Origin of the sequence: Kitasatospora sp. NBC_00315, from assembly GCF_041435095.1 — a bacterium.
Taxonomy (GTDB): Bacteria; Actinomycetota; Actinomycetes; order Streptomycetales; family Streptomycetaceae; genus Kitasatospora.
Window position 1 is genome coordinate 6,974,804 of the sequence record NZ_CP108025.1, and the last position, 26,484, is coordinate 7,001,287.

At 75.7% G+C, this 26,484-nt stretch carries 26 protein-coding genes, 1 pseudogene and 1 riboswitch; of the genes and pseudogenes, 19 read left to right on the forward strand and 8 right to left on the reverse strand.

Going from position 1 to position 26,484, the window contains the following annotated elements; all coding sequences use genetic code 11:
- Nucleotides 1-61: 61 nt before the first annotated feature.
- The 6 genes from OG823_RS29285 (at nucleotide 62) to OG823_RS29310 (ending at nucleotide 5,900) form a co-directional block, all read left to right on the forward strand.
- Entirely contained in the window at nucleotides 62-646 is a 585-nt protein-coding gene (locus tag OG823_RS29285) for a sigma-70 family RNA polymerase sigma factor (RefSeq protein ID WP_371483103.1), read from the forward strand.
- Nucleotides 643-1,398, forward strand: a complete 756-nt coding sequence (locus tag OG823_RS29290) for an anti-sigma factor domain-containing protein (RefSeq protein WP_371483104.1) — start codon at nucleotides 643-645, stop codon at nucleotides 1,396-1,398. Before OG823_RS29285 ends, OG823_RS29290 begins: the two co-directional genes overlap by 4 nt.
- A gap of 156 nt (nucleotides 1,399-1,554) precedes the next feature.
- A complete protein-coding gene (locus OG823_RS29295) occupies nucleotides 1,555-2,883 on the forward strand; it encodes an NAD(P)/FAD-dependent oxidoreductase (protein WP_371484692.1) in 1,329 nt (442 codons plus the stop codon).
- 32 nt (nucleotides 2,884-2,915) lie between these two features.
- Nucleotides 2,916-3,692, forward strand: a complete 777-nt coding sequence (locus tag OG823_RS29300; protein ID WP_371484693.1) for a DUF1365 domain-containing protein — start codon at nucleotides 2,916-2,918, stop codon at nucleotides 3,690-3,692.
- Complete coding sequence (locus OG823_RS29305; RefSeq protein ID WP_371483105.1) at nucleotides 3,689-5,008, forward strand: class I SAM-dependent methyltransferase; 1,320 nt, start codon at nucleotides 3,689-3,691, stop codon at nucleotides 5,006-5,008. The genes OG823_RS29300 and OG823_RS29305 overlap by 4 nt, the downstream gene beginning before the upstream one ends.
- Before the next feature lie 79 nt (nucleotides 5,009-5,087).
- Nucleotides 5,088-5,900 carry a DUF1295 domain-containing protein gene (locus tag OG823_RS29310; protein ID WP_371483106.1) on the forward strand — a complete coding sequence of 271 codons (813 nt, stop codon included), beginning with the start codon at nucleotides 5,088-5,090 and terminating at the stop codon, nucleotides 5,898-5,900.
- 131 nt (nucleotides 5,901-6,031) lie between these two features.
- On the opposite strand, the gene OG823_RS29315 is transcribed toward OG823_RS29310, so the two are convergent.
- Complete coding sequence (locus OG823_RS29315) at nucleotides 6,032-7,138, reverse strand: PP2C family protein-serine/threonine phosphatase (protein ID WP_371483107.1); 1,107 nt, start codon at nucleotides 7,136-7,138, stop codon at nucleotides 6,032-6,034.
- Between the two features lie 224 nt (nucleotides 7,139-7,362).
- Here OG823_RS29315 and OG823_RS29320 point away from each other — a divergent pair, with 224 nt between their 5' ends.
- The 3 genes from OG823_RS29320 (at nucleotide 7,363) to OG823_RS29330 (ending at nucleotide 10,336) form a co-directional block, all read left to right on the forward strand.
- The gene (locus tag OG823_RS29320) at nucleotides 7,363-8,355 is read left to right on the forward strand and encodes a pseudouridine synthase (RefSeq protein WP_371483108.1); all 993 of its coding nucleotides are present in this window, start codon (nucleotides 7,363-7,365) and stop codon (nucleotides 8,353-8,355) included.
- Between the two features lie 71 nt (nucleotides 8,356-8,426).
- Nucleotides 8,427-9,200 (forward strand): SDR family NAD(P)-dependent oxidoreductase, encoded by a 774-nt coding sequence (locus tag OG823_RS29325; RefSeq protein ID WP_371483109.1) that lies wholly within the window; start codon nucleotides 8,427-8,429, stop codon nucleotides 9,198-9,200.
- Nucleotides 9,197-10,336, forward strand: a complete 1,140-nt coding sequence (locus OG823_RS29330) for an S-adenosylmethionine:tRNA ribosyltransferase-isomerase (RefSeq protein ID WP_371483110.1) — start codon at nucleotides 9,197-9,199, stop codon at nucleotides 10,334-10,336. The genes OG823_RS29325 and OG823_RS29330 overlap by 4 nt, the downstream gene beginning before the upstream one ends.
- Nucleotides 10,337-10,366: 30 nt before the next feature.
- Here OG823_RS29330 and OG823_RS29335 read toward each other — a convergent pair whose 3' ends face one another.
- Nucleotides 10,367-11,290 carry a zinc-binding dehydrogenase gene (locus tag OG823_RS29335; RefSeq protein WP_371483111.1) on the reverse strand — a complete coding sequence of 308 codons (924 nt, stop codon included), beginning with the start codon at nucleotides 11,288-11,290 and terminating at the stop codon, nucleotides 10,367-10,369.
- 121 nt (nucleotides 11,291-11,411) lie between these two features.
- Between OG823_RS29335 and OG823_RS29340 the strand changes: the two genes are divergently transcribed.
- Nucleotides 11,412-12,380 carry a LysR family transcriptional regulator gene (locus OG823_RS29340; protein WP_371483112.1) on the forward strand — a complete coding sequence of 323 codons (969 nt, stop codon included), beginning with the start codon at nucleotides 11,412-11,414 and terminating at the stop codon, nucleotides 12,378-12,380.
- 100 nt (nucleotides 12,381-12,480) lie between these two features.
- Here the strand turns inward: OG823_RS29340 and OG823_RS29345 are convergent, their stop codons facing one another.
- Entirely contained in the window at nucleotides 12,481-13,923 is a 1,443-nt protein-coding gene (locus OG823_RS29345; RefSeq protein WP_371483113.1) for an MFS transporter, read from the reverse strand.
- An 87-nt stretch (nucleotides 13,924-14,010) separates the two neighbouring features.
- Here OG823_RS29345 and OG823_RS29350 point away from each other — a divergent pair, with 87 nt between their 5' ends.
- Nucleotides 14,011-14,544, forward strand: coding sequence for a winged helix-turn-helix transcriptional regulator (locus OG823_RS29350; RefSeq protein WP_371483114.1), 534 nt, complete (start codon nucleotides 14,011-14,013; stop codon nucleotides 14,542-14,544).
- A 74-nt stretch (nucleotides 14,545-14,618) separates the two neighbouring features.
- Here the strand turns inward: OG823_RS29350 and OG823_RS29355 are convergent, their stop codons facing one another.
- Both OG823_RS29355 and OG823_RS29360 read right to left on the reverse strand, forming a co-directional pair.
- Nucleotides 14,619-15,167, reverse strand: a complete 549-nt coding sequence (locus tag OG823_RS29355) for a methylated-DNA--[protein]-cysteine S-methyltransferase (RefSeq protein ID WP_371483115.1) — start codon at nucleotides 15,165-15,167, stop codon at nucleotides 14,619-14,621.
- 296 nt (nucleotides 15,168-15,463) lie between these two features.
- Complete coding sequence (locus tag OG823_RS29360; protein WP_371483116.1) at nucleotides 15,464-16,315, reverse strand: thioesterase family protein; 852 nt, start codon at nucleotides 16,313-16,315, stop codon at nucleotides 15,464-15,466.
- A 280-nt stretch (nucleotides 16,316-16,595) separates the two neighbouring features.
- Between OG823_RS29360 and OG823_RS29365 the strand changes: the two genes are divergently transcribed.
- The gene (locus OG823_RS29365; protein WP_371483117.1) at nucleotides 16,596-16,862 is read left to right on the forward strand and encodes a metal-sensitive transcriptional regulator; all 267 of its coding nucleotides are present in this window, start codon (nucleotides 16,596-16,598) and stop codon (nucleotides 16,860-16,862) included.
- 90 nt (nucleotides 16,863-16,952) lie between these two features.
- On the opposite strand, the gene OG823_RS29370 is transcribed toward OG823_RS29365, so the two are convergent.
- The gene (locus OG823_RS29370; protein WP_371483118.1) at nucleotides 16,953-17,720 is read right to left on the reverse strand and encodes a CbtA family protein; all 768 of its coding nucleotides are present in this window, start codon (nucleotides 17,718-17,720) and stop codon (nucleotides 16,953-16,955) included.
- Nucleotides 17,721-17,739: 19 nt separating this feature from the next.
- On the reverse strand, nucleotides 17,740-17,955 hold the full coding sequence (locus tag OG823_RS29375; protein ID WP_371483119.1) for a CbtB-domain containing protein: 216 nt from the start codon (nucleotides 17,953-17,955) through the stop codon (nucleotides 17,740-17,742).
- A gap of 33 nt (nucleotides 17,956-17,988) precedes the next feature.
- A riboswitch (cobalamin riboswitch) is annotated at nucleotides 17,989-18,152 on the reverse strand.
- A gap of 149 nt (nucleotides 18,153-18,301) precedes the next feature.
- Between OG823_RS29375 and OG823_RS29380 the strand changes: the two genes are divergently transcribed.
- From OG823_RS29380 to OG823_RS29410, 7 genes and pseudogenes are all read left to right on the forward strand, one after another.
- On the forward strand, nucleotides 18,302-18,955 hold the full coding sequence (locus OG823_RS29380) for a histidine phosphatase family protein (protein WP_371483120.1): 654 nt from the start codon (nucleotides 18,302-18,304) through the stop codon (nucleotides 18,953-18,955).
- Between the two features lie 174 nt (nucleotides 18,956-19,129).
- A complete protein-coding gene (locus OG823_RS29385; protein WP_371483121.1) occupies nucleotides 19,130-19,351 on the forward strand; it encodes a hypothetical protein in 222 nt (73 codons plus the stop codon).
- A gap of 37 nt (nucleotides 19,352-19,388) precedes the next feature.
- Nucleotides 19,389-20,273 (forward strand): annotated as a pseudogene (gene ligD, locus OG823_RS29390) (non-homologous end-joining DNA ligase); the annotation flags it as partial.
- Between the two features lie 234 nt (nucleotides 20,274-20,507).
- Entirely contained in the window at nucleotides 20,508-21,365 is an 858-nt protein-coding gene (locus OG823_RS29395) for a DNA ligase (RefSeq protein WP_371484694.1), read from the forward strand.
- A gap of 174 nt (nucleotides 21,366-21,539) precedes the next feature.
- Nucleotides 21,540-22,667, forward strand: coding sequence for a Ku protein (locus tag OG823_RS29400; RefSeq protein WP_371483122.1), 1,128 nt, complete (start codon nucleotides 21,540-21,542; stop codon nucleotides 22,665-22,667).
- 93 nt (nucleotides 22,668-22,760) lie between these two features.
- Complete coding sequence (locus OG823_RS29405) at nucleotides 22,761-23,267, forward strand: DinB family protein (RefSeq protein WP_371483123.1); 507 nt, start codon at nucleotides 22,761-22,763, stop codon at nucleotides 23,265-23,267.
- 163 nt (nucleotides 23,268-23,430) lie between these two features.
- Complete coding sequence (locus OG823_RS29410; RefSeq protein WP_371483124.1) at nucleotides 23,431-24,057, forward strand: hypothetical protein; 627 nt, start codon at nucleotides 23,431-23,433, stop codon at nucleotides 24,055-24,057.
- 64 nt (nucleotides 24,058-24,121) lie between these two features.
- On the opposite strand, the gene OG823_RS29415 is transcribed toward OG823_RS29410, so the two are convergent.
- Nucleotides 24,122-26,356 (reverse strand): alpha-N-acetylglucosaminidase, encoded by a 2,235-nt coding sequence (locus tag OG823_RS29415; protein ID WP_371483125.1) that lies wholly within the window; start codon nucleotides 26,354-26,356, stop codon nucleotides 24,122-24,124.
- Nucleotides 26,357-26,484 lie beyond the last annotated feature (128 nt).

A 26,484-nucleotide genomic window follows, 5' to 3' on the forward strand; every position in this document is an offset into this window, starting at 1 on the left:
GCTCCCCGGTCCTGTACCAGCGACCGACGGCGCCCGGCGCCGGGCGGCGGGGGGTGGCGCGGTGAACGCGGTGGTCCACCTGGCCAACCCGCAGCGTCGCGGGCCGGACCTGCAGGAGCTTCTCGCCAAGGTGTCGTTCGGCGACCAGGACGCCTTCGCGCGCCTCTACGACGTGGTGGCGGGCCCGGTGCTCGGCCTGGTGCGCCGGGTGCTCCGGGATCCGGCGCAGTCGGAGGAGGTGACCCAGGAGGTGATGCTGGAGATCTGGCGTTCCGCCGCCCGCTACCAGCCCGAGCGCGGCGAGGTGATGGCCTGGGTGATGACGCTGGCCCACCGTCGCGCGGTCGACCGGGTGCGCAGCGCCCAGGCCGCCGCCGACCGCGACCGCAGGGCCGCAGCCCAGGAGCACGTGCCGGCCTACGACGAGGTGGCCGAGCAGGTCGAGAACCGGCTGGAGCGCGAGCAGGTCCGGCGCTGCCTGAAGACACTGACCGACCTCCAGCGCGAGTCGGTCACCCTGGCGTACTACCGGGGCTGTTCGTACCGGGAGACCGCCGAGATGCTGGGGGTGCCGCTGGGCACCATCAAGACACGCATGCGGGACGGTCTGATCCGGCTGCGCGACTGCCTGGGGGTGGGGTCATGACCACGGCTGCCGATCTGCACACGCTCACCGGCGCCTACGCGGCGCACGCACTGGCGGATTCCGAGCACCGGGAGTTCGAACGCCATCTCGCGCAGTGCCCGGCCTGCGCCCTGGAGGTCCAGGAGTTCCGGGCCGCGCTGGCGCGCCTGGGCACCGCCGAGGCGATGGCCGTACCGCCCGCCCTGAAGGCCCGGGTGATGGCCGGCATCGGATCGGTCCGCCAGCTCGGCCCGGGCGGCGCGGCCGACTCGCTCGACCGGGCCGGCGCCGACGGTCGCAGCCGGTTCGCCCGCAGCTGGCCGAAGTTCGCCCTGGCGGCCTCGGTGGCGGTGGCGGTCGGGCTCGGCGGTGTGGCAGTCACCGAGCACCGGGCGGCCCAGCGGGCGACCGCGCAGAGCGCCGATCTGCAGCAGCGGACCGCTGCGTTCAGCTCTCTGCTCACCGCCCCGGACGCCCGGACCACGACCGCCACGGCGGGCACCGGCGTCGGGACGGTGGTCTGGTCGCAGAGCCGGGGGCAGGCCGCCTTCCTCGCCTCGGACCTCCCGGCGCTGCCGCAGGGCAAGACCTACCAGCTGTGGTTCGACGACCACGGCACGATGCGGCCGGCCGGGCTGCTGGCCTCCTCCGCGGGGTCGCTGGTGCTGGACGGCGCGATCGACGGCGCGGCCGGCGTCGGTGTCACCGTGGAGCCGTCCGGCGGATCCACCTCGCCGAGCGGCGCGCCGGTGATGCTGATGCCGTTCGCCTGATCCCGGCTTGCGCCGTTGCCCCATCCGTACCAATCCGCGCCGCCGACTGCTCCGAATGCCTGATGTCCAGGGTGAACAAGGCCCTCCCGTGAGCCGGGAGGGCCCGACGGATCGGAGGGGCGTGCGGTGAGCGTGCCCGAGAGTGTCGCGGCGGCCGTGGTCGCGGGTGACGATGCCGGACGGCGCCGGGCGCGCCCGCGCGCGAGGAGGGGGCGGACGGCGGTGATCGGCAGCGGCGTGGCCGGCCTGACCGCCGCATACCGCCTGCAGACGGCCGGTACCGAGGTGGAGCTGTTCGAGTCGGACACCCGCCTCGGCGGCCACGCCCACACCCAGGAGGTGACCGGCGGGGACGGCCGAGCCGTCGCGCTGGACACCGCCTTCCTGGTGCACAACGACCGGACCTACCCCCACCTCACCGACCTCTTCCGGGAGTTGGGCGTACGGACCAGGGCGAGCGAGATGAGCATGTCCGTCCAGTGCCGGGGCTGCGGCCTGGAGTACGCCGGCGCCCGGGGGCCGGGCGGCCTGTTCGCCCGGCCCGCCCTGGCACTGCGCCCGGCCTACCTGCGGATGCTCGCCGAGGTGCCGCGCTTCCACCGACGGGCCCGCCGACTGCTGGCCGACGACCGCCCCGGGGCCGATGCCGTGACGCTCCGCCGGTTCCTCGCCGAAGGGCGGTTCTCGTCGTACTTCGTCAGCCACTTCATGACACCGGTGGTCTCCTGCGTCTGGTCCTGCCCGCCCGACCTGGCCGGCGAGTACCCGGCGCGTTACCTCTTCGCCTTCCTGGAGAACCACGGCATGCTCGCGGTCACCGGTTCGCCCACCTGGCGGACGGTGGAGGGCGGCTCGCGGACCTACGTCGAGAAGATCGCCGCCCGGCTGACCGCCGTCCACCGGGGCGCCCCCGTCCGCGCCGTCCGGCGCCACCCGGACGGGGTGGAGATCACCACCGCGGGCGGTGAGCCGGCCGACTTCGACGCCGTGGTCGTCGCCACCCACCCGGACCAGGCCCTGCGCCTGCTGGCCGACCCCACCGACGCCGAACGCGAGGTGCTCGGGGCCTTCCGCTACTCGCTCAACCCCACCGTCCTGCACCGGGACACCGGCCTGCTGCCGACCGCGCCGCGGGCCCGGGCGTCCTGGAACTACCTGATGCCCGACTGCACCGGGAGCGCCGACGCGGTCCAGGTCAGCTACCACCTGAACCGCCTGCTCGGGTTGGACACCGCGGAGGACTACCTGGTGACCCTCAACGAGGACGCCGCCCGCCCGCTGCCGGCCGACCGGGTGGTGGCCAGGATGGTCTACGAACACCCCGTCTACACCCCCGAGAGCGTCGCCGCCCAGCGCCTGCTGCCCGCGCTCAGCACCGGGCGCACCGCCTACGCCGGGGCGTACCACGGCTGGGGGTTCCACGAGGACGGCTGCCGCTCGGGGGTGCTCGCCGCACGCGCCCTGGCGGGGGTGGGCGCGCCGTGACCGGGAACCGCGCGGCGGCCCCGACCCCCGCCGTGACCGCGACCCTGCCGGGCCCCTGGGGAGCGGCCCTCTACGACTGCCGGATCACCCATGTGCGCGCCGGGCCCGTCCGGCACCGCTTCGCCCACCGCACCTACCTCTGGCTGGTCGACATCGACCGGCTGCCCCGGCTGCCGCTGCCGTTGCGCCCGCTGGCGCGCTTCCGCGGCCGGGACCACGGCACCGGCACCCGGCCGCTGCGCGAGGACCTCGCCGGCTACCTGGCCGGGCACGGCATCGACCTGGCGGGCGGGCGGGTGCTCATGCTGGCGCACGCGCACTCGCTGGGCCACGTGTTCAACCCGCTCACCGTCTTCTGGTGCCGCGACGCGGACGACGCCCCGCTCTGCACGGTCGCCGAGGTCCACAACACCTACGGCGAGCGGCACCGCTACCTGTTGCGCCCCGACGAGCACGGCCGGACCGGCCGGCCGAAGGAGTTCTACGTCTCCCCGTTCTTCCCGGTGGACGGCGAGTACCTGATGCGGATGCCCGAGCCGGGTGCCCGGCTCGACCTCTCCATCCACCTGGAGCGCGGCGGCCGGCGGGCGTTCACGGCCGTCCTGCACGGCGTCCGCCGGCCGGCGACGCCGCTGAACCTGCTGATCGCCGCCGTCCGCCACCCGTTCTCCACGCTCGCCGTCTCGCTGCACATCCGCTACCAGGGCGTCCGGCTGCTGCTGCGCGGCCTGCCCGTCCAACCCCGGCCCCGGCACGACGGCGCCACACCGCCCGCGCCCCGCGTCAAGGAAGAAGCCCCGCACTCGTGACGACCTACAGCACCTACCGCCTCGCCCCGGCATCCGGACGGCCGCAGACGCCGCCCGCGGAGATCCCCGAGGTCGACCTGATGCGCTGGCCCGACGTGGCCCGCGTACCCGGCGGCCCGGTCCGTGCCGCCGTCGCCCGGCAGCTGCTGCGCAGCGTCGCCCGCCGGCTCGCGCTGCGCGTCGAGCTGCCCGGCGGACGGCTGCTGGTACCCGCGCCCGAGAGTGCGCCGACGCTCCGCCTGCACCGGCCCGCCGACTTCGACCGGCGGGTCGGCGCGGGCGGCCTGATCGGCTTCGGCGAGTCCTACCAGGCCGGCGACTGGGACTCGCCCGACCTGGTCGCGCTGCTCACCGCGCTGGCCTCCTCGCCCGGGACGCTGGTGCCGCCCCGGCTGCAGGGACTGCGCCGCTGGCACGCCCAGCGGACGCCGGCGGCCGAGCTCTCCAGCGAGGAGAACGCACGCCGCAACATCCAGCGGCACTACGACCTCTCGAACGACCTCTTCGCGCTGTTCCTCGACCCCACCATGACGTACTCCGCCGCGCTGTTCCCCACCGACCTGCCGATCCTGCCGCGGACCGAGTGGGACGGCCTGCGACCCGCCCAGCACCGCAAGATCGACCGGCTGCTCGACCTCGCCGGGGTCGGCGCCGGCAGCCGGGTGCTGGAGATCGGCACCGGCTGGGGGGAGCTGGCGCTGCGGGCCGCCGGGCGCGGCGCGAACGTGGTCACCCTCACCCTCTCCGAGGAGCAGCGCAACCTGGCCCGGCAGCGGATCGCCGAGGCCGGGCACGGCGACCGGGTGGACGTCCGGCTCTGCGACTACCGCTCCGCCGAGGGCAGCTACGACGCCGTGGTCAGCGTCGAGATGATCGAGGCGGTCGGGCGGCCCTACTGGCCCGCCTACTTCGGGATCCTCGACCGGCTGCTCGCGCCGGGCGGCCGCGCCGTACTGCAGGCGATCACCATGCCGCACGACCGGATGCTCGCCAGCGCCGGGACGTACACCTGGATCCTCAAGTACATCTTCCCCGGCGGCCAGATCCCCTCCACGGAGGGCCTGGCCCGGGCCGCCGCCGACCACACCGCCCTGCGCCTGACCCACCGCCACGCCTTCGGGGCGCACTACGCGGAGACCCTGCGGCTGTGGCGGGAGCGGTTCACCACGCGGGCCGAGGAGGTCGCCGAGCTGGGTTTCGACCACGTCTTCCACCGGATGTGGGAGCTGTACCTGGCGTACTCGGAGGCCGGCTTCCGGACCGGCTACCTGGACGTCCAGCACCTGGTGTTCAGTCGCGGGGAGGAGAACCGATGACCGGCACCGCCCCGGCGGCCACCGCCCGCCCCCGGACCGCCGCCGGCGCGCCGGCCCCGTTCTCGGCGGAGGCGGCCCGGTGAGCGGCGTGGACGCGGGCGCGCTCGCGCTCTCGGTCGGGGCCACCCTCGGGGCGGCGCTCGTCGTGATGCTGATCGCCTTCGCGGTCGGGCTGCGGACCGGCCGGCACCGGGGTGTGGACGTGGCCTGGGGCCTGGCGTTCGGCGCGATGGCGCTCACCGGCTACGCCTGCTCGGCCGGGCACGGTGATCCGGGGCGACGGCTGCTGGCCACCGTCCTGGTCCTGGTCTGGGGCCTGCGGCTGTCCGCCCACATCTGGTGGCGCTCGCGCGGCGCCGACGAGGACCCGCGCTACGACCGGATGCTCTCCCGGGCACCCGGGAGCCGCGACGCGTACGCGCTGCGGACGGTCTACCTGCTCCAGGCGGCCATCGCCTGGTTCGTCTCGCTGCCGGTGCAGGTCGCCCAACAACTCCCGCACCCGCCGGGCCCGCTCGCCTGGACCGGCGCCGGGCTGTGGGCGGTCGGCCTGTTCTTCGAGGCGGTCGGGGACGCCCAGCTGACCCGCTTCAAGGCGGACCCGGCGAACCGGGGCACCGTGATGGACCGGGGGCTGTGGCGCTACACCCGCCACCCGAACTACTTCGGCGACGCCTGCGTCTGGTGGGGGCTGTTCCTGCTCGCCGCCGGGTCGCCGATCGGCTGGGCCACCGTGCTCAGCCCGCTGGTCATGACGTACCTGCTGGTGAACGGCAGCGGCAAGCCGATGCTGGAGCGGCAGTTGAGCTCGACCAAGCCCGGCTGGGCCGAGTACGTCGCGCGGACCAGCGGCTTCGTCCCGCTGCCCCCGCGCCGCCACCGGGGCGCCTGAACCCCGGCGGCGGCGTCCCGCTGCCCGTGACACCGCCCGTGGCACCGCCCGTGGCACCTCCCGCGCCGCTGCTGCGCCCGAACGCTCCGGCGGCGCGGGTGAGCGGTACGGGCGGTGGCACGGGCGGGTGGTCAGTGCTCCCAGCGGACGGCCAGCAGCGCGGCGTCGTCGTCCAGCCCGGCCCGGGCGTACGCGCGGACGTCGCCGAGCAGCTCGTCCAGCACGTCGCCCGGGTCGTGCGGGCCGACGGCGGCGAGCCGCTCGGCCAGCGGGTAGAACCGGCCGCCGCTGTCCCGGGCCTCCGACACCCCGTCGGTGTAGAGCAGCAGGAGATCCCCCGGGAGCGGCTCGAAGCACGAGGCCGGGTAGTCGCCCCCCAGCAGCTCCAGCAGGGAGAGCGGCGGCGCGTGCTCCGGCGGCTCCAGCTCGCTCACCCGACCCGCCCTGAGCAGCAAGGGGTGCGGGTGGCCGCAGTTCACCAGCTCCACCGGGCCGGCCCCGGTCGGGATGCCCGCCAGCAGCGCCGTGACGAAACGGGTCGACATCCCGGCCTGGCCCGGCCGTCGGGCGAGCGCCGCGTTCAGGCGGCCGGCCACCGCGGTGAGGTCCGGCTCGGTCCTGGCCGCCTCGCGGAACACCCCCAGCACGTCGGCGGCCGTCTCCACCGCGCCCAGACCGCTGCCCTGCACGTCCCCGAGCAGGATCCGCAGTCCCTGCTGCGTGTCCACCACGTCGTACAGGTCGCCGCCGATCCGGGCCTCGGCGGCCGCCGCCGCGTACCGCACCGCGATCCGAAGGCGCCCGACGTGCTCCGGCGGCGGGCGCAGCAGCGCCCGCTGGGCCGCCTCCGAGACGGTACGGACCTGGAAGAGCTCGCGCTCCCGGGTCGACACCAGGATCACGTTGGCGGCGCTCGCGAGGGTGGCGGCCAGCACCGCGACCAGCGCCGTGATGTGGACGGAGAGCGGCACATTCCGGTTGGCGAGCGCGAGCAGGATCACCGAGAGCGTCGCGACCACCCCGGCCAGCGCCGGTACCCGGGCCGCCCTGGTGGTCGCGCCCGCCAGCACCGGGACGGCCGCCAGCACCGGCGAGACGGTGGTGCCGGGGCCGGTCACCACGTCGGCGGCGACGCCGGCGACCAGCAGCAGGTACGCGCCCGCCAGCAACCGCCGCGCCCGCCGCGGCAGGCGCAGCGGCGGCGGGAGGGTCTCGTCCGGCCGGACGCCGCTGGGCACGACTTCCCTCCTCGGGGCGACTGCGGTCCGGCAGTGGCCGGCACGGCCGCTGCCTCTTCGTCCACTGTCCACCGCGTGGCCGTCCTCGGCCACGGCGAGCCGTCGGCGGGCCGTCGGCGGGCCCGGCGTGGCCGAGGACGGCCACGCGGTGGCCCGAGCGCGGCGTGGGCCGGGGTGGTCCGCGTGGGCCGGGGCGGCCGGGTCGCCCGTCTAGGCTTGCCGTGATGAGACGCAAGAGCGCGACCCCGCCGGCCCCGCTGCCCCAGCGCCACGGCGTCGATCCCGTACGCCTGCGGCTGCCCGCCGACGGACCGTGGCCGACCGTGCGGGACTACCTGGTGGAGCGGCTGGCCGCGGTCGATCCGGCGGCGATCGACGCGATGCTGGAGCGGCGGGAGATCATCGGGCTGGACGGTCCGATCGCCCCGGCCGCGCCCTTCGCCCCGGCCGCCTACCTCTGGTTCTACCGCGAGCTGCCCGCGGAGGTCCCGGTCCCGTTCGCGATCGACGTGCTGCACCAGGACGAGCACCTGGTCGTGGTGGACAAGCCGCACTTCCTCGCCACCACGCCCCGGGGCCGGCACGTCACCCAGACCGCGCTCTCCCGGCTGCGCCACAGCCTGGGCCTGCCCGCGCTCAGCCCCGCCCACCGGCTGGACCGGCTCACCGCCGGGCTGGCCATGTTCGTGGTGCGGCCCGCCGAGCGGGCCGCCTACCAGAACCTCTTCCGGGACCGGCTGGTCCGCAAGGAGTACCGCGCCGTCGCACCGTACGATCCCGTGGTGGAGCTGCCGCGCACCGTCCGCAGCCGGATCGTCAAGGAGCGCGGGGTGATCGCCGCCCAGGAGGTGGAGGGCCCACCGAACAGTGAGAGCCGGATCGAGCTGCTCGGGCACCGCGCCGGGCTCGGCCTCTACCGGCTGCTGCCCTCCACCGGACGCACCCACCAGTTGCGGCTGCACCTGAGCGGCCTCGGGCTGCCGATCCTCGGTGATCCCGTCTACCCCGTCCTGCTCCCCGAACCGGCCCCGGACGACTTCGGCAGCCCGCTTCAACTGCTCGCGGCGGTGCTGGAGTTCACCGATCCGGTGACCGGCACGCCGCGCCGCTTCGACAGCCGCCGCACACTGGCGGCCTGGCCGCCGCAGGGCCACCCCGAGCCGACCGGGCCGACCCGGGCGAGCGGGCCGACCGGGCCGACCGGGCCGACGGCCTAGGGCGAAGGACCAACCCGCCGCCGGGCCGACGGCCGATCCGTACGGGAGGGCCAGGGGACGACAGTTGGGTCATGAACGCATCGCAGACCTCCCGCCCTCCGCAGCCCACCGCCCCACCGGTCGCCGTGATCACCGGCGCATCGCGCGGCCTGGGCCTGGAACTCGCCCGGGCCCTGGCAGCCGACGGCTGGCAGCTGGTGCTGACCGCCCGGGACCCGGTCGACCTCGGCGCGGCCGAGGCCGAACTGGCCGCCGCCACCACGGTCGTCGCGCTCGCCGGATCAGTGGTGGACGACGACCACCGCGCGCGGCTCGCGCAGGCCGCCGCCGACCTCGGCGGAGCGGCCCTGCTGGTCAACAACGCCTCCACGCTGGCCGGTCACGACCTCGCGGGCGCCGCCCTGCCCCGGCTGGCCGACATCCCGCTGTCCGGCCTGCTGGAGACGTTCGAGGTCAACGTGCTCGCGCCGATCGCCCTCACCCAGCTCGTGCTGCCACAGCTGCGCGAGCACGCGGGCGCGGTGCTCGCCCTCAGCTCGGACGCCGCCGTCGAGGCGTACGAGGGCTGGGGTGCGTACGGCGCGTCCAAGGCGGCCCTCGACCACGCCTGCGCCGTCCTGGCGGCCGAGGAGCCGGGCCTGCGGGTCTGGGCCGTGGATCCCGGTGACATGCGCACCCGGATGCACCAGGAGGCCTTCCCGGGTGAGGACATCTCGGATCGGCCGCTGCCGCGGACCGTCGTGCCCGCCCTCCTCGCCCTGCTCCGCTCCCGGCCCGCCTCCGGCCGCTACCGTGCCGCCGGGCTGCTCGCGACGGCGGGTGCCGCGGACGGGGCGCGGCGATGACCACCGCCCTGGCGAGCGGCTTCGACTTCACCGTGCCGCCCGAGCTCTCCGCCCGCGCCCCCGCGGAGGCCCGCGGCCTGGGCCGGGACGGCGTGCGGATGCTGGTCGGCCACCGGAGCGGACCGGCCGTGGAGCACCGCCGCTTCACCGACCTGCCCCAGGTGCTGCGCCCCGGTGACCTGCTGGTGGTCAACAACTCCGCGACGCTGCCGGCCGCACTCACCGGGCGGCTGCCGGACGGCACCCCGGTGGCCGTGCACCTGTCCGGCGCCCGACCGGGGCCGCTCGGCACCCATCTGCTCGAACTGCGCCGGGTGCCCGCCGACCCGGGCGCCGCCGCCGAGTACTACCCGCCGGACGCCTCCCCGGCCCGGCCGGGCCTGCGGGTGGAGCTCCCCGGCGGGGCGGTCGCCGAGCTCGGCGGCGCGTTCACCGCACGGCTGTGGCACGCCCGCCTGGCCCTGCCGGGGACGCCGCCGCAGGCGCCCCCGCCCCCCGGGCCCGAGCCGCAGTCGGCGGCGGTGTCCGTCCCGGCGCCGCTGCTCGACTACCTGGCCCGGTACGGCCGTGCCATCCGCTACGGCTACGTCGACCGGCAGTGGCCGCTCGACGCCTACCAGACGGTCTTCGCGGCCGTGCCCGGCAGCAGCGAGATGCCCAGCGCGGCCCGGCCGTTCACCGCCGGACCGGTCGCCCGGCTGGCCGGCCGGGGTGTCCTGGTCGCACCCGTCACCCTGCACACCGGCGTCGCCTCGCCCGAGGCGCACGAGGCGCCCTACGCCGAGCCCTTCCACGTCCCCGCCGCCACCGCCGCCCTGATCGGGCACGTGCGCTCCGGCGGCGGCCGGGTGATCGCGGTCGGCACCACGGTGGTCCGCGCCCTGGAGTCGGCCACCGGCCCGGACGGGACGGTGCGGGAGGCAGCGGGCTGGACCGACCTGGTGATCACCCCGCAGCGCGGCGTCCGCGCGGTGGACGGCCTGCTCACCGGCTGGCACGAGCCCCGGGCCTCCCACCTGCTGATGCTGGAGGCCGTCGCGGGCCGGCCGCTGCTCGCCCGCTGCTACGCCGAGGCGATCGAACAGCGCTACCTCTGGCACGAGTTCGGGGACGTCAACCTGCTGCTCCCGGACTGAGCCGGTCGCGGACCGGACGCGCCAGCCCGGTCAGGAGAGGGTGAGGACGGCGTTGCCGCGGATCCTGCGCTGCCGCAGGTCGTCCAGCACCTGGGCGGTCAGGCCCCAGTCCGCCGTCAGGCCGATCTCCGGGTGCAGCCTGCCCTCCGCCACCAGCCGCACCAGCGTCTGCAGGTCCGGCGCGTCGGGCCCGTCCGAGTCGGCGTAGCTGAAGTGCCGCACGGTGGCGGAGAGCGGCCCGGCGAAGAAGTCGAAGAAGTTCAGCTCGACCGGCTCGCGGCTGGCCTGGCCGAACCAGACCAGCTGTCCGCGCGGCGCCAGCCGGGAGAGCGCGACCGGCAGGTTCTTCCCGCCGGTGGACTCCAGCACCACGTCGAAGGCGCCCTGCGCGTCGCCGACCTCGCGCACCACGGCCGCCGCGCCCAGCTCGCCGAGCCGCTCGCCGCGCTCGGCCGAGGCGCTCACCGCCGTCACCGACGCGCCGGCCGCCGCCGCCAGTTCGGTGAAGTAGTGCCCGACGCCGCCGGACGCGCCGGTCAGCAGGATCCGCCGGCCCGCGACCGAGCCGGCCGTGCGCAGCAGCCGCAGCGCGGTCAGCCCGGCCAGCGGCAGCGCCGCGGCCTGCACCGCGCTCACCGACGACGGCAGGACGGCCAGGCCGCCGGCCGGCACCGCGACGTACTCGGCCCACCCCGCGGCCGGCGGGTGGCCGACCACTCGCTGCCCGACCTGCGGTCCGGAGCCGTCCGGCGCGGCCTGGACGACCAGCCCGGCGACGTCCTTCCCGGGGCGCCAGCCCTCCCGCGGTGGCCCCTCCAACTGGAAGGTCTCACCCCGGTTCACCGAGTAGGCGTCCACCTTCACCAGCGCCTCGTCCGGCCGCTGCACCGGTTCCTGGACCTCGATCCGCCGGACGGACTCCGCCGGGTTGCCGGTCGCCACGAATGCCTTCATCGCCTCGCTCCTCGGTAGCCGCCGGCCGGTGCTCCCCGGCCGAGTACCAGCAAACCCGCAGCGCGCCGGCGCGGTCCAACAACCGGATTCCGCTGGTGACAACCGCCGGTTGTCGGCCAGGATGGGCGCTGTGGATCTCGACCTCGCCCAGGTGCGCGCCTTCGTCATGACGGCCGAACACCTGCACTTCCGGCGGGCGGCGCAGTCGCTGTCGCTGACCCAGCAGGCCCTGTCCAAGCGGATCGCCCGGCTGGAGGACGGTCTGGGCGCGGCGCTGTTCGAGCGCGGCGCGGGGGGCGTCGAACTCACCCCGGCCGGCGTCCGGTTCCTCGATCCGGCCCGAGCCGTCCTCGCCGCCGGGGAGACGGCCGTCGCGGCCGCCCGCCAACTGGAGCGGCCGCTGCGACTGGACGTCTGGGGCCACCTCTTCGCGCCGCTGCGCACGGTACGGGAGGTGCTGGACGACCCCGCCTGCGGCGGCGTGCACGCCGAGGTCGGTCCCGGCCGGGATCTGCCGGCGGTGGCGGCGGCCCTGCTGCGCGGGGAGAGCGAGGCGGGCTTCGGCCGCTACCACCCCTTCGGTGACCGCCGCGACGACGCGCTGGCCCACCGCCTGGTCCGGCTGGAGCCGGTCGACGCGATCCTGGCCGCCGACCACCCGTTGGCGCGCGCCGACGCGCTGCGCCCGGCCGCCCTGACGGACAGCCGGCTGATCCTGCCGGCGGCGGCCGAGCGGCTGGACTTCCTGCGCCGGTTCGCCGAGGAGTTCGCCGTCCCGGTGCTGTCCGGTGAGGTCAACCTGGGCTTCGACCACCTGGTGGAGCGGATCCTGGGCACGCCCGGCGGCTTCACGCTCCTCCCGGCCGAGGTGCCGTTGCCGGACGGCTGCGGCCTGGTGGCCGTCCCGCTGGTCGAGCCGACCCCGCTGTACGCGTGGTCCCTGCTCTGGCCGCGGCAGCAGCCCGATCCGGGTGTCGCCGGGCTGCTGCGCGGCTTCGTGGAGAGCGGCCGGCGGCGGCGCTGGCTGGAGTTCCGGCCCGGGCGGGACTGGCTCCCGGAGGCGGACCAGGCACAGGCCCGGGAGTTGTGAGGGCGGCGCCCGCCGGGAGGGGCGGCGCGCGGCCGGGCACGAGGGCGGCCGGGCGCGGGACGGTCGGTCACGGTGCCCGCCGGGCACGGGGGCGGCCGGCTCAGCGCGCCCGCCTCTGCGCCGCGCGGGCCCACAGCGCGAGCGCCGCGCCGGCCAGGCAGAAGGCGGCCGCCAGCAGGACGGCCCGGTCGGCGCCGGCCGCCATGGCCCGTGCCGCGTCCGGGCCGGCCCGGCCGGGCGCCGACCGGTTCACCACGGTGACCACGACCGCCACTCCCAGGGCCGAACCCAGGTAGCGCGCTGTGTTGTTGGCGCCCGAGCCCATCGCCGCGCGGTGGGCGGGCACGCTGCTGACGGCCAGCCGGGCGAGGGCCGCGTTCAGTACGCCGCTGCCGATCCCGGCCACCACCAGGCCCGGGATCAGGTGGAGCCAGGAGCCGCCGGCCCGGAACCCGTACAGGGCGGCCTCCCCGGCTCCGCAGGCCAGCAGGGCGAGGGCGACCTGGGTGGTGGCGGTCAGTCGGTCCGCCAGCCGCCGGGCCTGCAGGGCGGAGAGCACCGAGAGCCCGGACCAGACGGCGAGCACGCCCGAGGCCGCGACCGGGGAGACCCCGAGCGAGACCTGAAGGACGGTCGGCAGGTAGCTCATCAGACCGACGATCGACAGGCCGGTGAAGAGCGCGCCGCCACTGGAGGCCACGAAGCCCGGGTCGCGCAGCAGCGCGAGATCGAGCATCGGCTCGGCGGCCCGCGCCTCGACCAGGACGAAGCCGGCCAGCAGCAGCACCCCGAGCACCAGCAGGACGGCCACCGGGGCCCGGTCCCAGCCCTGCCGGGCCTCGGCCAGCCCCGCGATCAGGCAGGACGAGCCGGCGGCGAGGGCCCCGACGCCCCACCCGTCGATCCGGCGGGGCCGCTCGCTGCGGGACTCCTGGAGCCCGGCCACCGCGAGCAGGACCAGGACCGCGGCGAGGCCGGCGAGCCCCCCGTACACGGCACGCCAGCCCGCCGCGCCCACCAGCAGTGCACCGTAGACCGGGCCGAGTGCGATGCCGAGGCCGACCGAGGCGCCCCAGACGCCGAGTGCCCGGACCCGGGCCGGGCCGGCCGGATGGGCCTGCCCGATCAGGCCGAGCGCGGGGGCCAGCAGTGCGGCCGAGGCGCAGCCCTGGAGGATCCGGCCGGTCAGGAAGACGGCACCGTCCGGGGCCGCCGCCGACAACGCGGTGGACAGCAGGAGCAGCACGGCGCCCGCCCCGAAGACCCGCTTGCGGCCGTGGTCGTCGGCGGCGCTTCCGGCGGTCAGCAGCAGGGCGGAGAGCCCGACCAGGGTGCCGGTGAGCACCCAGGTCTGGGCGGACGGGCCGAGTCCCAGCGCGGCGGCGGTCGGGGCGAGGGTGGTGGTCGGCGCGGTGTAGTCGACCAGGACCAGCAGGGTGGCGAACCCGGTGATCAGCAGCGTCGCCCGGGGGCCGCGCAGGCCGGTGGCGGGGCCGGCGCCGGCCGGCGCCGGCGGGGACGTTGCGGGCAGGGCGGTGGCCATGACGCTCCCATGAGTTCGGTGAATGAACCTGTGGTCACGCTATCACCGTGGGTCTGTTCACCGAACCTGCCCGGTAGGATCGGGCCCATGGCACTCGGCACCGACTACGCCCGGCAGGACTGCTCGCTCGCCCGCGCGCTGGAGGTGGTCGGCGAGCGCTGGAGCATGCTGATCATCAGGGACGCCTTCTACGGGGTCCGGCGGTTCAACGACTTCCTGGTGCACCTCGGCATCCCGCGCGCCGTCCTCACCGGCCGGCTGCGGTCGCTGGTCGCGGCCGGCGTCCTGCGCAAGGAGCCGTACCAGCAGTCCCCGCCGCGGCAGGGGTACGTGCTCACCGAGGCCGGTCGCGAGCTGTGGCTGCCGGTCCACGCGCTGGCCCGCTGGGGCGGCGCGCACCTCACCGAGGGCGGCCCCCGGATGCTCTTCGCCCACGCCTCCTGCGGTACCCGGCTCGACCCGGCCGGTGCCTGCCCCCGCTGCGGCGCCTTCGTGCCACCCGAGGACGTGACGGTACGCGAGGGGCCGGGCGCCGACCCGGCGCTGCGGCGGGATCCGGTCTCCAGGGCCCTCGCCGGACCGCACCGGCTGCTCACCCCGATCGAGCCGGCCACCGAGTAGCGGGGCGGGCGGCCGGCCCCGTCCGGCCCGCGCCGCGCCACGCCGTCAGGAGCGTGCCCCCGGCCCGGGCCGCGTCAGACGGCTGTGGCGGGCCGCCCGCCGACGGGCAGGGCGCGCTCGTGCTCCAGCAGCGCCTGCTTGCGGTGCAGCCCGCCGCCGTAGCCGGTGAGGCTGCCGTCGGCGCCGACCACCCGGTGGCAGGGCACGATGACGCCGAGCGGGTTCCTGCCGTTGGCCAGCCCGACCGCCCGGGCCGCCGTCGGCCGGCCGATGTGATCGGCGAGCTCCCCGTACGACCAGGTCCGCCCGTACGGGATCTCGCGCAGGGCGGCCCACACCCGCTGCTGGAAGGGCGTCCCGTGCAGCGTCAGCGGGAGGTCGAAGGTCTCGCGCCGCCCGGCGAAGTACTCGTCCAACTGCCGCGCGGCCGCAGCGAACGGAGCGCCGTCGGGCTCCGGGCTCCGGGCGCCGAAGGCGGCCTCATCGGGCCGGTGCCGCTGGGCCTCCATGTAGAGGCCGACCAGGCACTCGCCCTCGGCCACCAGGGTCAGCGGGCCGTACGGGCTGTCCAGGACGGCATGGGTGCGGGCTCGGGCACGCGGATCGGTGCTGGAGCGGCTCATCGGGATCTCTCCGTTCGGGCGGCGCCGGCCGTGGCGTGGTGGGCCGGGTGGCCCCGCGTCGGCGGGCGGCTTCGTGCGTCCGTCCAGCATGGTCGCGGTCGGGGTGGGCGGGCTGGCGGTTTTGCGACGTCAGGGCCCCGCGAGCCCGACTGCTCCGGTGCCGGTGCCGGTGCCGGTGTCGGTGCCGGTGGCGGTGGCGGTGGCGGTGTCGGTGCTGGTGTCGGTGTCGGTGGCGGTGGCGGTGGCGGCGTCGGTGCCTGCCTTCAGCCGCCCGCCGGGAGGCGCCGCCGGCCGGGTCAGCGCTCCGCCACCAGCAGGGTCTGCAGGATCCTGCCGCAGTCACCGGTCCGGTCGTCGAGCTGTCCCGACGCCAGTCCGGAACCTCCGGGGCTGGCGGCGGTCGCGGCGCGCACGCAGAACCACTCGCCGACCGGATCGCGGTGCAGCGCGAGCGTGACGTCGGTGTTGATCACCAGCCGTCGGACGTGGTCGAGCTCGAAGGCCACCGCCCAGCAGCTGTCGGCCAGGGTGAGCGCCCGGGTCAGCGGGGTGTCGCTCTCGCCCGCCACCAAGGGGATGCGCTGGCGTCCCCAGGCCGTCCCCGGCCCGGAGCTGTCGAACCCCCGGCCCGGTTCGAACCGCCACTCGGTGGCGGCGAGGTAGCCGTCGGGGTGGGCGCCGGTCATGGTGGGCGCCGGCCTGCGCCCCGGAAGTGGCAGCGGTGGCGGCCCGGGCACCGGGCGCAGCGCGGGCGTGTCGGCCGGGCTCGCGACCATCCGCCAGGCCCGGGCGAGCAGCACCGGCCGGCCGTCGGAGGTGATCTCGCCCTCCAGCAGCTCGGTGCGCCCGCCGCCGCGTACGGTCCGCACGGCGACCTCCAGCTCGCCCACCGGCACCGGATACGGCAGCTCCACGGTGATCCGGGCGATCCGCAGGCCCGGCCGGGCCGCGTGCCGCTCCAGCGCCCGGCCCAGCAGCGCCGAGGGCGGGCCACCGTGCTGGGTCTTCGGACTCCACGGTCCGGCGGTGGCCGCCGTGCTCTCGTAGCGGCCCGGCCCCAGCGGCCGGTAGAAGGCCTCGGGCAGCGGCGCCGGTGCCCGGCCGGCTGCCGGATCCGGCGTCGGTTCGGGCGTCGGCGCAGCGGTCATCTGTGAGCTCCTTCACCGGATCCTGGGCGTCCGCGCGGGCTTGACGGTGCCTCATGCACCCCCGTGCACGGGGGCCCGGCCCGCGTCGCGGCACCGGCTCCCACAGTACGCCCGCCCGACACCACGGCCGCCCGGTCGCTTCGTCCGGTCGCTTCGTCCGGTTCCTCGGTGCGTGCAAACCGCCGCTCTCCCGGTGCGCCCTGGAGACCGACCGCGCCAAGGGTCGGTCGGCCCGATACCCCAGGGGGTACGATGGGTGCACACCACGAGGAGGAGCGACATGACTGTGGACGAGGAGGCCGTCGGCGCCGTCCTGAACCGCCTGCGGCGCGCCCAGGGGCAGCTCAACGGGGTGATCGCGATGATCGAGGCCGGCCGCGACTGCAAGGACGTCGTCACCCAACTCGCCGCGGTCTCAAGGGCGCTGGACCGAGCCGGGTTCAAGATCGTGGCGAGCGGGATGCGGCAGTGCCTGGCCACCGCCGACGGGGAGGCCCCGCCGATGACCGAGGCCGAACTGGAGAAGCTGTTCCTCGCCCTGGCCTGATCCGGGCTCGGCGGCAGGAGACGCCGAAGGCCGGTGGACGCGGCGTGAGGTCGCGTCCACCGGCCTTCTCGGACCGTGCGGTCGTGCGGGTCAGACGGCGCCGGTGACGGCCTCCGGCGCGCCGGAGCGCTCGGCGGCCGGGGCCGGCCTCGGCACCAGCAGGCGTTCGGCCAGGTACCCGAAGAGCAGGCCGAAGGATGCCCAGAGGGTCAGTTGGATGGCGAGCGCGGACAGTCGGAACTGCCACAGCAGGGTGGCCGAGAAGTCCTCCGGCACCTCGTTGATCGCCGGGAGGAACACGTACGCCAGGCCGACGGCGGCACCGAAGGCGACGATCGCCGCCGCGGTGGCGTTCCAGTTGCCCAGGCGGGGCGCCAGCCGCTTGCCGACGATCACCGCCGCGACCGCCAGCAACACGCTGAGCAGCATCATCAGGAAGTACAGCGTGGTGCGTTCGCCGATCGTCGCGGGATCGCCGATGGACGGCGGGTTGGCCGGGTACTTGAGGAACGGCACCAGGTAGACCGCGACCAGCGCCGCACCGGAGAGCAGGGCGGCGGTGGCACGCGGGCCGAAGCGGCCGATCCGGCCGAGTGCGAAGCAGTAGCCCAGTGCGGCCAGACCGCCGAGCGACACGCCGTAGACGAGAACGCCCGTGGCCAGCCCGGCAGTTGACTGGAGGGCCCGGCTGACGAGCTCGACCTCGCCGTGGTCGTGGCTGTGCGCCTCCTCGAAGGCGATCGCCGCGTCCACGTGCGGTTCGCCCATCAGGTAGGCGACCACCAGGGCGAGCAGCCCCGCGCCGAGGCCCGCGAGCATGCCGCGGACCAGCAGGGATCTGACAGTTGTGGAGTTCATGCGCAGGGTTCCCCCGGGATCAGTGGCAGGGGAAACCGAGCAGGTGGCGGCCGTCGTGCACCCATTCGTGGACGCTCGCGCCGGAGATGAGGGAGGTGGCGCCCTGCTCGGCGCCGACGAAGTAGATCAGTGCCAGCATCAGGATGCCGAAGAACACCGCCCAGGGCAGGATCGCCTTGACGGGCAGGGTCAGAGGGGCGGCCGGAACGGCCGTGGGGGCAGCGGTGTGCGCCATGATCAGGACCTCCTCGGGAACTCGCGTCCCGCTAGATGGTGCAGAGACGACGGCATCGGGTCTGACTCCCCGACAGGCACCTCCCAGGTGGGCGGTTCCGCGGGCTTACAGTGGCGCGACCGTGCCGGATTCTCACCGGACTTCCGTCATACCGTCGTCGTATCGGGCTCGAAGGTACCGTCTGCGGGCGGGCCCGCCAAGGGCGCGCGACCGCCCGGCCGGGTCACGCCCCCGGCCGACGGGCGCCCCGAGCGCCGGGTGTACGGAGCGACTCGGGTCCACGGCAACGGAGTTGGACAGAACGGAGAGAGCCTTGACGGTACGCGTGAGCTTGGTCTCAGCAGCGATGAGCACGGCGCTGCGGGAGGCGCGCTTCGACGCCGACGGGCCGTTGGACCCGGTCGGCCTGCGGCAGGCCCGGGACGCCGCGCCGGCCTTCCCGGCCGGCCGGCACGCCCTCAGTTCGCCGTCCGCCCGCTGCGCGGCGACGGCCGGGGCGCTCGGCCTGAAGGCGGATCCGGTGCCCGGGCTCGCCGGCTGCGCGATGGGGCGCTGGACCGGGCGGACGCTCACGGAGGTGGCCGCCGTCGAGCCGGACGCGCTGGCCGGCTGGCTCGCCGACCCGGCCGTCGCCCCGCACGGCGGGGAGAGCCTGCTGGAGTTCCTCGCCCGGGTCGGATCATGGCTGGACGGGCTCACCTCGGACCGGCTCGCCTCGGACCGGCTCGCCACGGACCGGCTCGCCACGGACCGGCTCACTACGGACGGAACGAGTACGGACGGAACGCGTACGGACGAAGCCGGCTCCGCCGTGCGCGGGCCACTGCTCGCCGTGGTCGAGCCCGACGTGGTCCGGGCCGCGGTGCTGCACGCACTGGGCGTACCCGGGCCCGCCTTCTGGCGCCTGGACGTCCGGCCGCTCTCCGTCACCGAGCTGAGCGGCCGGGCCGGACGGTGGAACGTGCGGTGCGGTGGCCCGGCCGACGGGGCGGCCGGCTGAGCCGGCGGTGAGGTCTGCGTGCGGTCGGGACGGGACGGGACGGGGACGGAGACGGGGGCACGCGGTCCGTCCGTCCCCCGGTTGGCCGATCGGGATGGCGACGGACCGGCGCCGGCCGGAGCCTGGGTGGCATCGACCCCGCCCGTGCGACCGTTCCCGTGAAGGAGCCCCGCCATGACCGTCACCGCCGACCTCGACAAGGTCCTGGACAAGAAGTACGAGAACCTGAGCCTGCCGGAGGTGCTGGACGCCCCGGTCGCCGCGCTGGCCGGGGTCACCGACGCCCACGGCGAGGCGCTCGCCGCGCTGAAGATCAAGACCGTCGGCGACCTCGGCCGCAACAAGTACGTCCGCTGGGCGGTGGCCATGGCCGACCTCCAGGACCGGACCCACTGACCGCCGCTCACGACGCCCGGCCCGGTCGGCGGTCGCCGTGCCGGTGACGGTGGTCGAGGGGCGCCGGCTCTCGCTGTCCCATCTGGAGAAGGTCTACTTCCCGCAGACCGGGACGCTCAAGGGAGAGGTGCTCCGCTACTACGCCGAGGTGCAGTCCGCCCTGCTGCCGCATCTGCGGGACCGGCCGCTCTCCTTCCTGCGCTGCCCCGAGGGCGTGGAGGGAGAGCGCTTCTTCGCCAAGAGCCCGCCGGCGGGCACCCCCGGCTGGGTGCGCACCGCCGAGGTGCCCAGCAGCGCCGGGGGTCTGCGGCAGGTGCTGATCGAGGACGCGGCCGCGCTGATCTGGGCGGCCAACCTCGGCTGCGTCGAACTGCACGTACCGCAGTGGCACGCCGCGCGGCCCGCCGTGGCCGACCGGCTGGTGCTCGACCTCGATCCGGGCGACGGCGCCGACATCCTGACCTGTCGCGCCGTCGCCGGGCTGCTGCGCGAGCGCCTCGCCGCCGACGGTCTGACCTGCTGGGTGAAGACCTCCGGTTCCAAGGGCCTGCACCTGCTGGTGCCGATCACCCCCACGCCCAGCGCGGACGTCTCCGCCTATGCGAAGGCCGTGGCGGCAGAGCTGGAGCGGGAGCATCCGGAGCTGGTGGTGCACACCATGGCCAAGGCGCGCCGGGTCGGCCGGGTCCTGGTCGACTGGTCCCAGAACGCCGCCAGGAAGACCACCGCCGCCCCGTACACCGTTCGGGCCCGGCCCCGCCCGACCGTCTCCACGCCGATCGGCTGGGAGGAGCTCGACCGGGCCGCCGGCGCGGAGGACCTCGTGTTCACCATCGCCGACCTGCCGGACCGGATCCGCGCCCTCGGGGACCTGCTCGCGCCGCTGCTGCTGCCCTCGCACGCCCGCCCGCTGCCGGGAGGCGCCGTCCCGGCCCGGGCTCCGGAACCGGCGCCCGCACCGGGCGGACGGGCGGGATCGAGGAAGGTGGCCGCAGCGGGGGAGCCGGGAACGGCGGGATCGAGGAAGGCGGCCGCAGCGGGGGAGCCGGGAACGGCGGAGCCGCCGGCACCGGAGCAGCCGCCGGGAACGCCGGACCCGGCGCGGCCGCCGCGATCGCCCACGCCGTCGGCCCCGCTGGAGCCGCCCGTCGACGTGATGCGCCCGGCCGCCGTGCCGGAACTGCCGCCGGAGGACGGACTCGGCGGCGCCGGGGTGGTCTACGAGCTCAAGCTGGACGGGTTCCGCTGCGTCGCGTTCGCCCGCGGCGGACGCGCTCCCTACCTGCAGTCGCGCTCCGGCCGCGATCTCGGCGCCGACTTCCCGTCCATCGCCGCCGCCGTCGGCCGGCTGCCCGACGGGCTCGTCCTGGACGCCGAGCTGGTCGCCTGGCGGGACGGGCGGTTCGCCTTCGAGGAACTGCTGCGCACACCCGCCGCCCGCGAGGCGGACCAGGTCGTGCTGGGCCTGATCGCCTTCGACGTGCTCGCGCTGCCCGGGGGCCGGGACGTGCGCCGGCTGCCGCTGGCGGAGCGTCGCCGACTGCTCGCCCAGGTGCTGGACGGCGTGCCGCCGCCCGTCCAGGCCGTCCTGGCGACCACCGACCGGGCCGAGGCGCTGGCCTGGGTCGGCCGGCTGGCCGGGACGGGGGTCGAGGGCATCGTCTGCAAGAGCGTCGCCTCGGCCTATCGCGCCAGGGGCGCCGGGCAGGTCTGGGTGAAGTACCGCCCCGGCGACACCCTGGACGCGACCGTCACCGCGCTGACGGGCACCCCCACCCGGCCCCGGGCCCTGCTGCTGCGCCTGGCGGACGGCAGCACCGCGCTCAGCTCGCCGCAGCTCACGCCCGCCCAGGCACGCCGGGTCGCCGAGGCGGTCGCCGGAGCGCTGGGGGAGCCCCGGGAGGACCCGGAGCACGGGACGCTCCACCCACTGCGGACCCCGCTGCGGGCCGAGATCACGATCGGTACCGGCCGGGCGGCCCGGGCCCGCTTCGTGCGGCTCCGCGGCGACTGAGCCCGGCCCGCAAGTGACTGAGCCAGACCCGCGAGCGGGTACGCCCGACCCGCCAGCGGGTACGCCCGGCCCGGGGGGCGCGTTCGCCCGGCCCGCGAGCGGCATCAGGGGAGGTCGTGGTCCCATGGAGTGTGCGTCCCGTGGAGTGCGCGGGGGTTCGAGAGGAGGCCGGTGATGGCCCGACCGATCTGGAGCGGAATCCTGAGCTTCGGCCTGGTGTCCGTGCCCGTCTCGCTGTACGCCGCGACCGAGGACCACACCGTGCACTTCCGGCAGATCCAGCGCGGTACCTCCGACCGGGTGCGCAACCTCCGGGTGAACGAGCGCACCGGCAAGGAGGTCGCGTTCGGCGACATCGTGAAGGGCTTCGAGACCTCCGAGGGCGAGTACGTGGTGGTGGAACCGGAGGAGCTCGAGCAGATCTCCCCGGGGCGCTCCAGAACCATCGAGATCACCGGCTTCGTCGATCTGGACCAGGTGGAGCCGATCTTCTTCGACAAGACCTACTACCTCGGCCCCAAGGGCAAGGAGTACGCGAAGGTCTACGCCCTCCTGCAGCAGGCGCTGCAGCGCTCCAACCGGGCCGGGATCGCGATGTTCTCGATGCGCGGCAAGGAGTACCTGACCGCCGTCCGCGCCGACGACGGGATCCTCACCGCCCACACCATGCACTTCGCCGACGAGGTCCGCGACCCGCGCCGGGAGATCGGCAACCTGCCCGAGGGCGACGCGGCGCTGAGCGACCGCGAACTGAGCATGGCGGAGCAGCTGATCGACATGCTCGCGGTCGAGTGGAATCCCGACGACTACCGCGACACCTTCGAGGAGAAGGTGCACGAGCTGATCGCCGCCAAGCAGGCCGGCCAGGAGTTCGAGGCCCCCGAGGCCGCGCCCCGGCCCAGCAACGTCATCGACCTGATGGACGTGCTCAGCCGCAGCCTGGAGTCGGCCGGCCGGCCGGGGGAGTCCACCTCGGCCGGCTCCGGCTCCGGCACCGGCTCCGGCACCGGCCACGCGAGCGGGGCCGGCAACGGCGCCGGTCAGGCGAGCGGCAACGGCGCCGGGAACGCGAACGGGCGCAGGCGCAAGGCCCCGGCCGCCGAGCCGGAGCCGGCCGGGGGCGAGGACCTTTCCGGGCTGACCAAGGCCGAGCTCTACCGGCGGGCCACCGAGATCGAGCTCCCGCACCGCTCCACCATGACCCGGGACCAGCTCCAGGAGGCCCTGGAGAAGGCGGCTGCCGAGGCGGCCCCCGCGGCGGCGCCGGCCAAGGCCAAGCGGCATCTGCGCGCCGCCTCCTGACGGGCCCCCGATAGCCTGTCCGCGTCAAACGCCCCGCCGGCGGGTGCCCGCGCCGCGGGTGGGGCGACTCGGCGCGACCGGAGGGATGCAGCAGTGACCACCGAACGGATCGGCCCGCCACTGATCGGCGGCGAACGTGAGATGCTGCGCGCCTTTCTGGACTACCACCGCGCGACGCTCGCGATGAAGTGCGACGACCTCTCCGACGAGGACCTGCGCCGCCGGTCGATGCCGCCCTCCACGCTCTCACTGCTCGGCCTGGTCCGGCACATGGCGGAGGTCGAGCGGGCCTGGTTCCGCAGGGTGATCGACGCCGAGGACGTCCCGCTCGTCTGGTCCGACGAGGAGGACTACCAGGCGGCCTACGACCCGGGTTCGGCCACCAGCTCGGAGGCGTTCGACGCCTGGCGGGCCGAGGTGGAGCACTCCCGGCGGATCGAGCTGGCCGCCCCCTCGCTCGACGTCACCGGCCATCAGGCCCGGTGGGGCGAGGACGTGTCGCTGCGGATGGTGATGATGCACATGATCCACGAGTACGCCCGGCACAACGGTCACGCCGACCTGCTGCGCGAGGGCGTCGACGGGACGGTCGGAGCCTGACCCCGGGCGGCTCCGGCGGCCGTCAGGGGTGTCCCGGCGGCCCGGACCGCCCCGCCGACCGCCCCCGCCGACCGCCCCCGCCGACCGTCCGGGCGCGGGGAGTGATCCGATTCGTCCGGTGATCGCTCTTGGCGTTGCCGGTGGTGGGGCGAACAATGGTGCGATGTTGACGTTGCGCCCCGGAGTCGGTGTGGTTCTGCCGGACGCGGCCGGGCTGTTGAGGTTCGGAATGTCCGCCACCGAGGTCCGGGAGGTGCTGACCGCGGGGGCCGAGGTCAGGTTGAGCCGTCAGTGTCTGCAGTTGACCCGGGATCAGTACGGTGAGCTGCGGCACGCGCACGACGCCTGGCTGAACGGCCTGCTGTTCGAGCCCGGGTGGAACATCAGCGGGTTCTTCGACGGCCTGGTGCTCACGGTCGGCGGCGGACTGGAAGCGGACTCCGGGCTGACCCGGATCGACATCCGGGCGGACCGGCCACCCGTCGGACCCGCCCCGACCGTGGTCTGCTGGGAGGACATCGACCTGTTCGGGTACCCGGCCGACGAGGTCCGGAGCGTGCTTCCCGGGCCGCTGCCGGTGCCCGGTCCGCCGGACACCGACGTCATGGTGCGCTCGCTGGGACTGCGGTTGTGGCGGGGCGGCTCCGCCGGCGCGGCCGTCTGGGAGGGGGTCACCCTGCTCGGCCCGGCCGAGGGCGGTTGGGCGGCGTGCTGCGCCGGCGGGCTCTTCTGCTCCGAGAACGGCGACGCACTGGACTGGAGCGACGGGACCGCCGTCGAGGCCTCCTGAGCCGCGGCGCACCGTCGGGTGCCGCCTCCCCGGGCGGGGCTCCGGGGCCGCGGCGCCCAGCCGGTCAGGCCGGCGGCAGGGCGTCGGCCACGGCGCGCGCCAGGTCGACCGGGTCGCCGCTGGGCTCGGTGGGTTCGTCCGGCCGGGGGCCGGTCCGCCGGGCCCAGGCGTCGTCCACGGCGTACCAGTCGACCGGCTCGGGCGCGCTCCCGCTCGACAGGGCCCGGTCGAGGGAGTCGAGGTAGCTGCCCCAGCGCTGGGCGTACAGGCCCGAGACCAGGCCGGCCCACTCGCGGTTGGCGTAGTCGTGCAAGCTGTGGTCCTCGCTGGCGGTGCGGCCGCCCCAGGTGGTGAGGATGGAGCGGGCATCGTATTCGAGCTGGTTCCGCTCGGCCGGTGTGGCGCCCTGGGCGCGGGCGGCGGCGAGCCAGGGGCCCAGCAGGAACCGGCGGTCGCTGCCCACGAGTCGGTCGAGCAGGGCGAGATCGTCCCGCCACTGCCCGGCCAGCGAGCGGAACCCGGCGAGGTCCGCCCCGCGGTAGGCGTCGGCGATCCGGGGGAGCAGCGCGCGGCTGTGGTCGGCCAGCGCCTGCCGGGCGGTGTTGACCAGGTCGAACCGGTACGCGTCGGACTCCCGCACCGCGGGCGCCACCGCGAGGAGTTCGTCGAGCGCCCGACGCACGTACGCGGGGTCGTAGCGCAGCGCGTCGGGGCTCCAGCTCGCCGCACTGGTGACGGTCAGGCTCGGGCGGGCAGCGAAGAGGCCGTCCTGCGGCTCGCTCCAGGTGCCGGACGCCATGCCGTACGGGCCCCGGCGCAGTGCCGTCCACGCGGCGGTCGCGTGCGGGTCGGCTCCGCCGTAGCGCGCGCTCGGATAGGCGCTGAACCAGGCGTCGAGGTCCGGCGGACCGTCCTGCCAGGCCAGGCCGGTGAACAGGGCGAACGCGGCCGGATCGGTTCCGGTGCCCTCGGGCAGGTACGCGATGCCGCTCAGCGCGCTGCCCGGCCGGGTGCGCCACTGCTGGAATCGCTCGGCCCAGGCGCCGGTGTCGGCGCCGAACGTGGTGTGCCCGCCGAAGGCGGGGACGGTCCCGAAGGCGTACGGCGTGCCCTGCCACCGCGCGTCCCGGTCCAGGCCGTCGTAGCGGTCCGAGAGGCCGTCCAGGACGAGCATCCGGGATCGGTCCACGCCGGCGAGCAGGGCCGTCGAGGGGTTGTCCTGCCAACCGAGGATCGCCCAGACGGCGCCCGGGTGAGCGGTGAGAAGAGCCCGCTGGACGGCGCCCGAGGCGGCGGCGACGTCCACCGGCCCGGCGTCGCCCCCCTCGTGCAGCAGGTCCATCTTGTACATGGCGCTGTCGCCGAACGCCTCGCTCTGCGCCCGGTAGTACCGGGCCGCCAGCCGGGCGAACACCGGCCCGGTCGGATCCAGCCAGTCGGGGCGGGTGAAGCCGGTCCAGTCGCCCTGCGGCACAGCCCTGGCACCGGGGTTGCGGGCGGCGAAGCCCGGCGGGACGGTGCCGAAGAACCCCGGCAGGACGGGGGTCATACCCAGCGAGCGCAGCTGGTCGGTGATCCGTCGGCCGAGTGCGGCGCGCGCCGTGAGGAGCTGCTCGGAGACCGGCCCGCCGAAACCGCTCATGTTCTGCAGCAGCCACCAGCTCTGGTGCGCGGGGGCCGGGATCCAGCCGCGCAGCTCGTCCTCGCGGTAGCCGAAGTCCTGCAGGGCGCGGTAGTAGGGCAGTTCGGCGCCGGTCTGGACGAACACCTCGTTGACGCCGTGCAGGGCCAGGACGTCGATCTCGTGCCGGTACGCGGCGAAGTCGCGATAGGCGCCGGAGTACCCCTGGTCGGTGTCGTTCAGGGCGTAGCGGTGCGGGACCACGGCCGAGCGGGTGACCGGTGTGCCGACGCCGGGCAGGACGGCGGGCAGCCTGGTCACCGAATCGCCCGGCAGCCCGATGTCCACCCCGGCGACGTGTTCCAGGTACCACCCGGCCCCGGTCAGCAGCGCGGCGGCCGAGGTCCCGCGCAGGGTGACGGCGCCGGCCGTCCCGGAGAGCGAGAAGGAGTCGCCGCCGCCCGCGTCCACGGGGTCGGCGCTAAGCCTGAACTGACCGGCGTGGTCGGGCAGCAGACGGCCGAGGGCGGCGGCGGCCGGGGCGGTGTCGAACGCCGGGACGCTCCCACGGGCGGGGGCGGCACCGGCCGGCAGCGGGAGCAGGGCGGCGCACACCGTCAGGGCCGCCAGCACCGCGGTGGTCGCCGGGGCCCGGAGCCGGCGGGTGAATGGGCGCATGTGGCAGGGGCCTTCCTGACGCGGCGGTGCCGGGGAGGGAGGGACGCTTGCCTCGGGATTCTTCCGCCCGGCGGGCGCCGCGCGGGGCGGCGACGCCGAGGCGTACGGGTGACAGTGCCGCGGGGCGG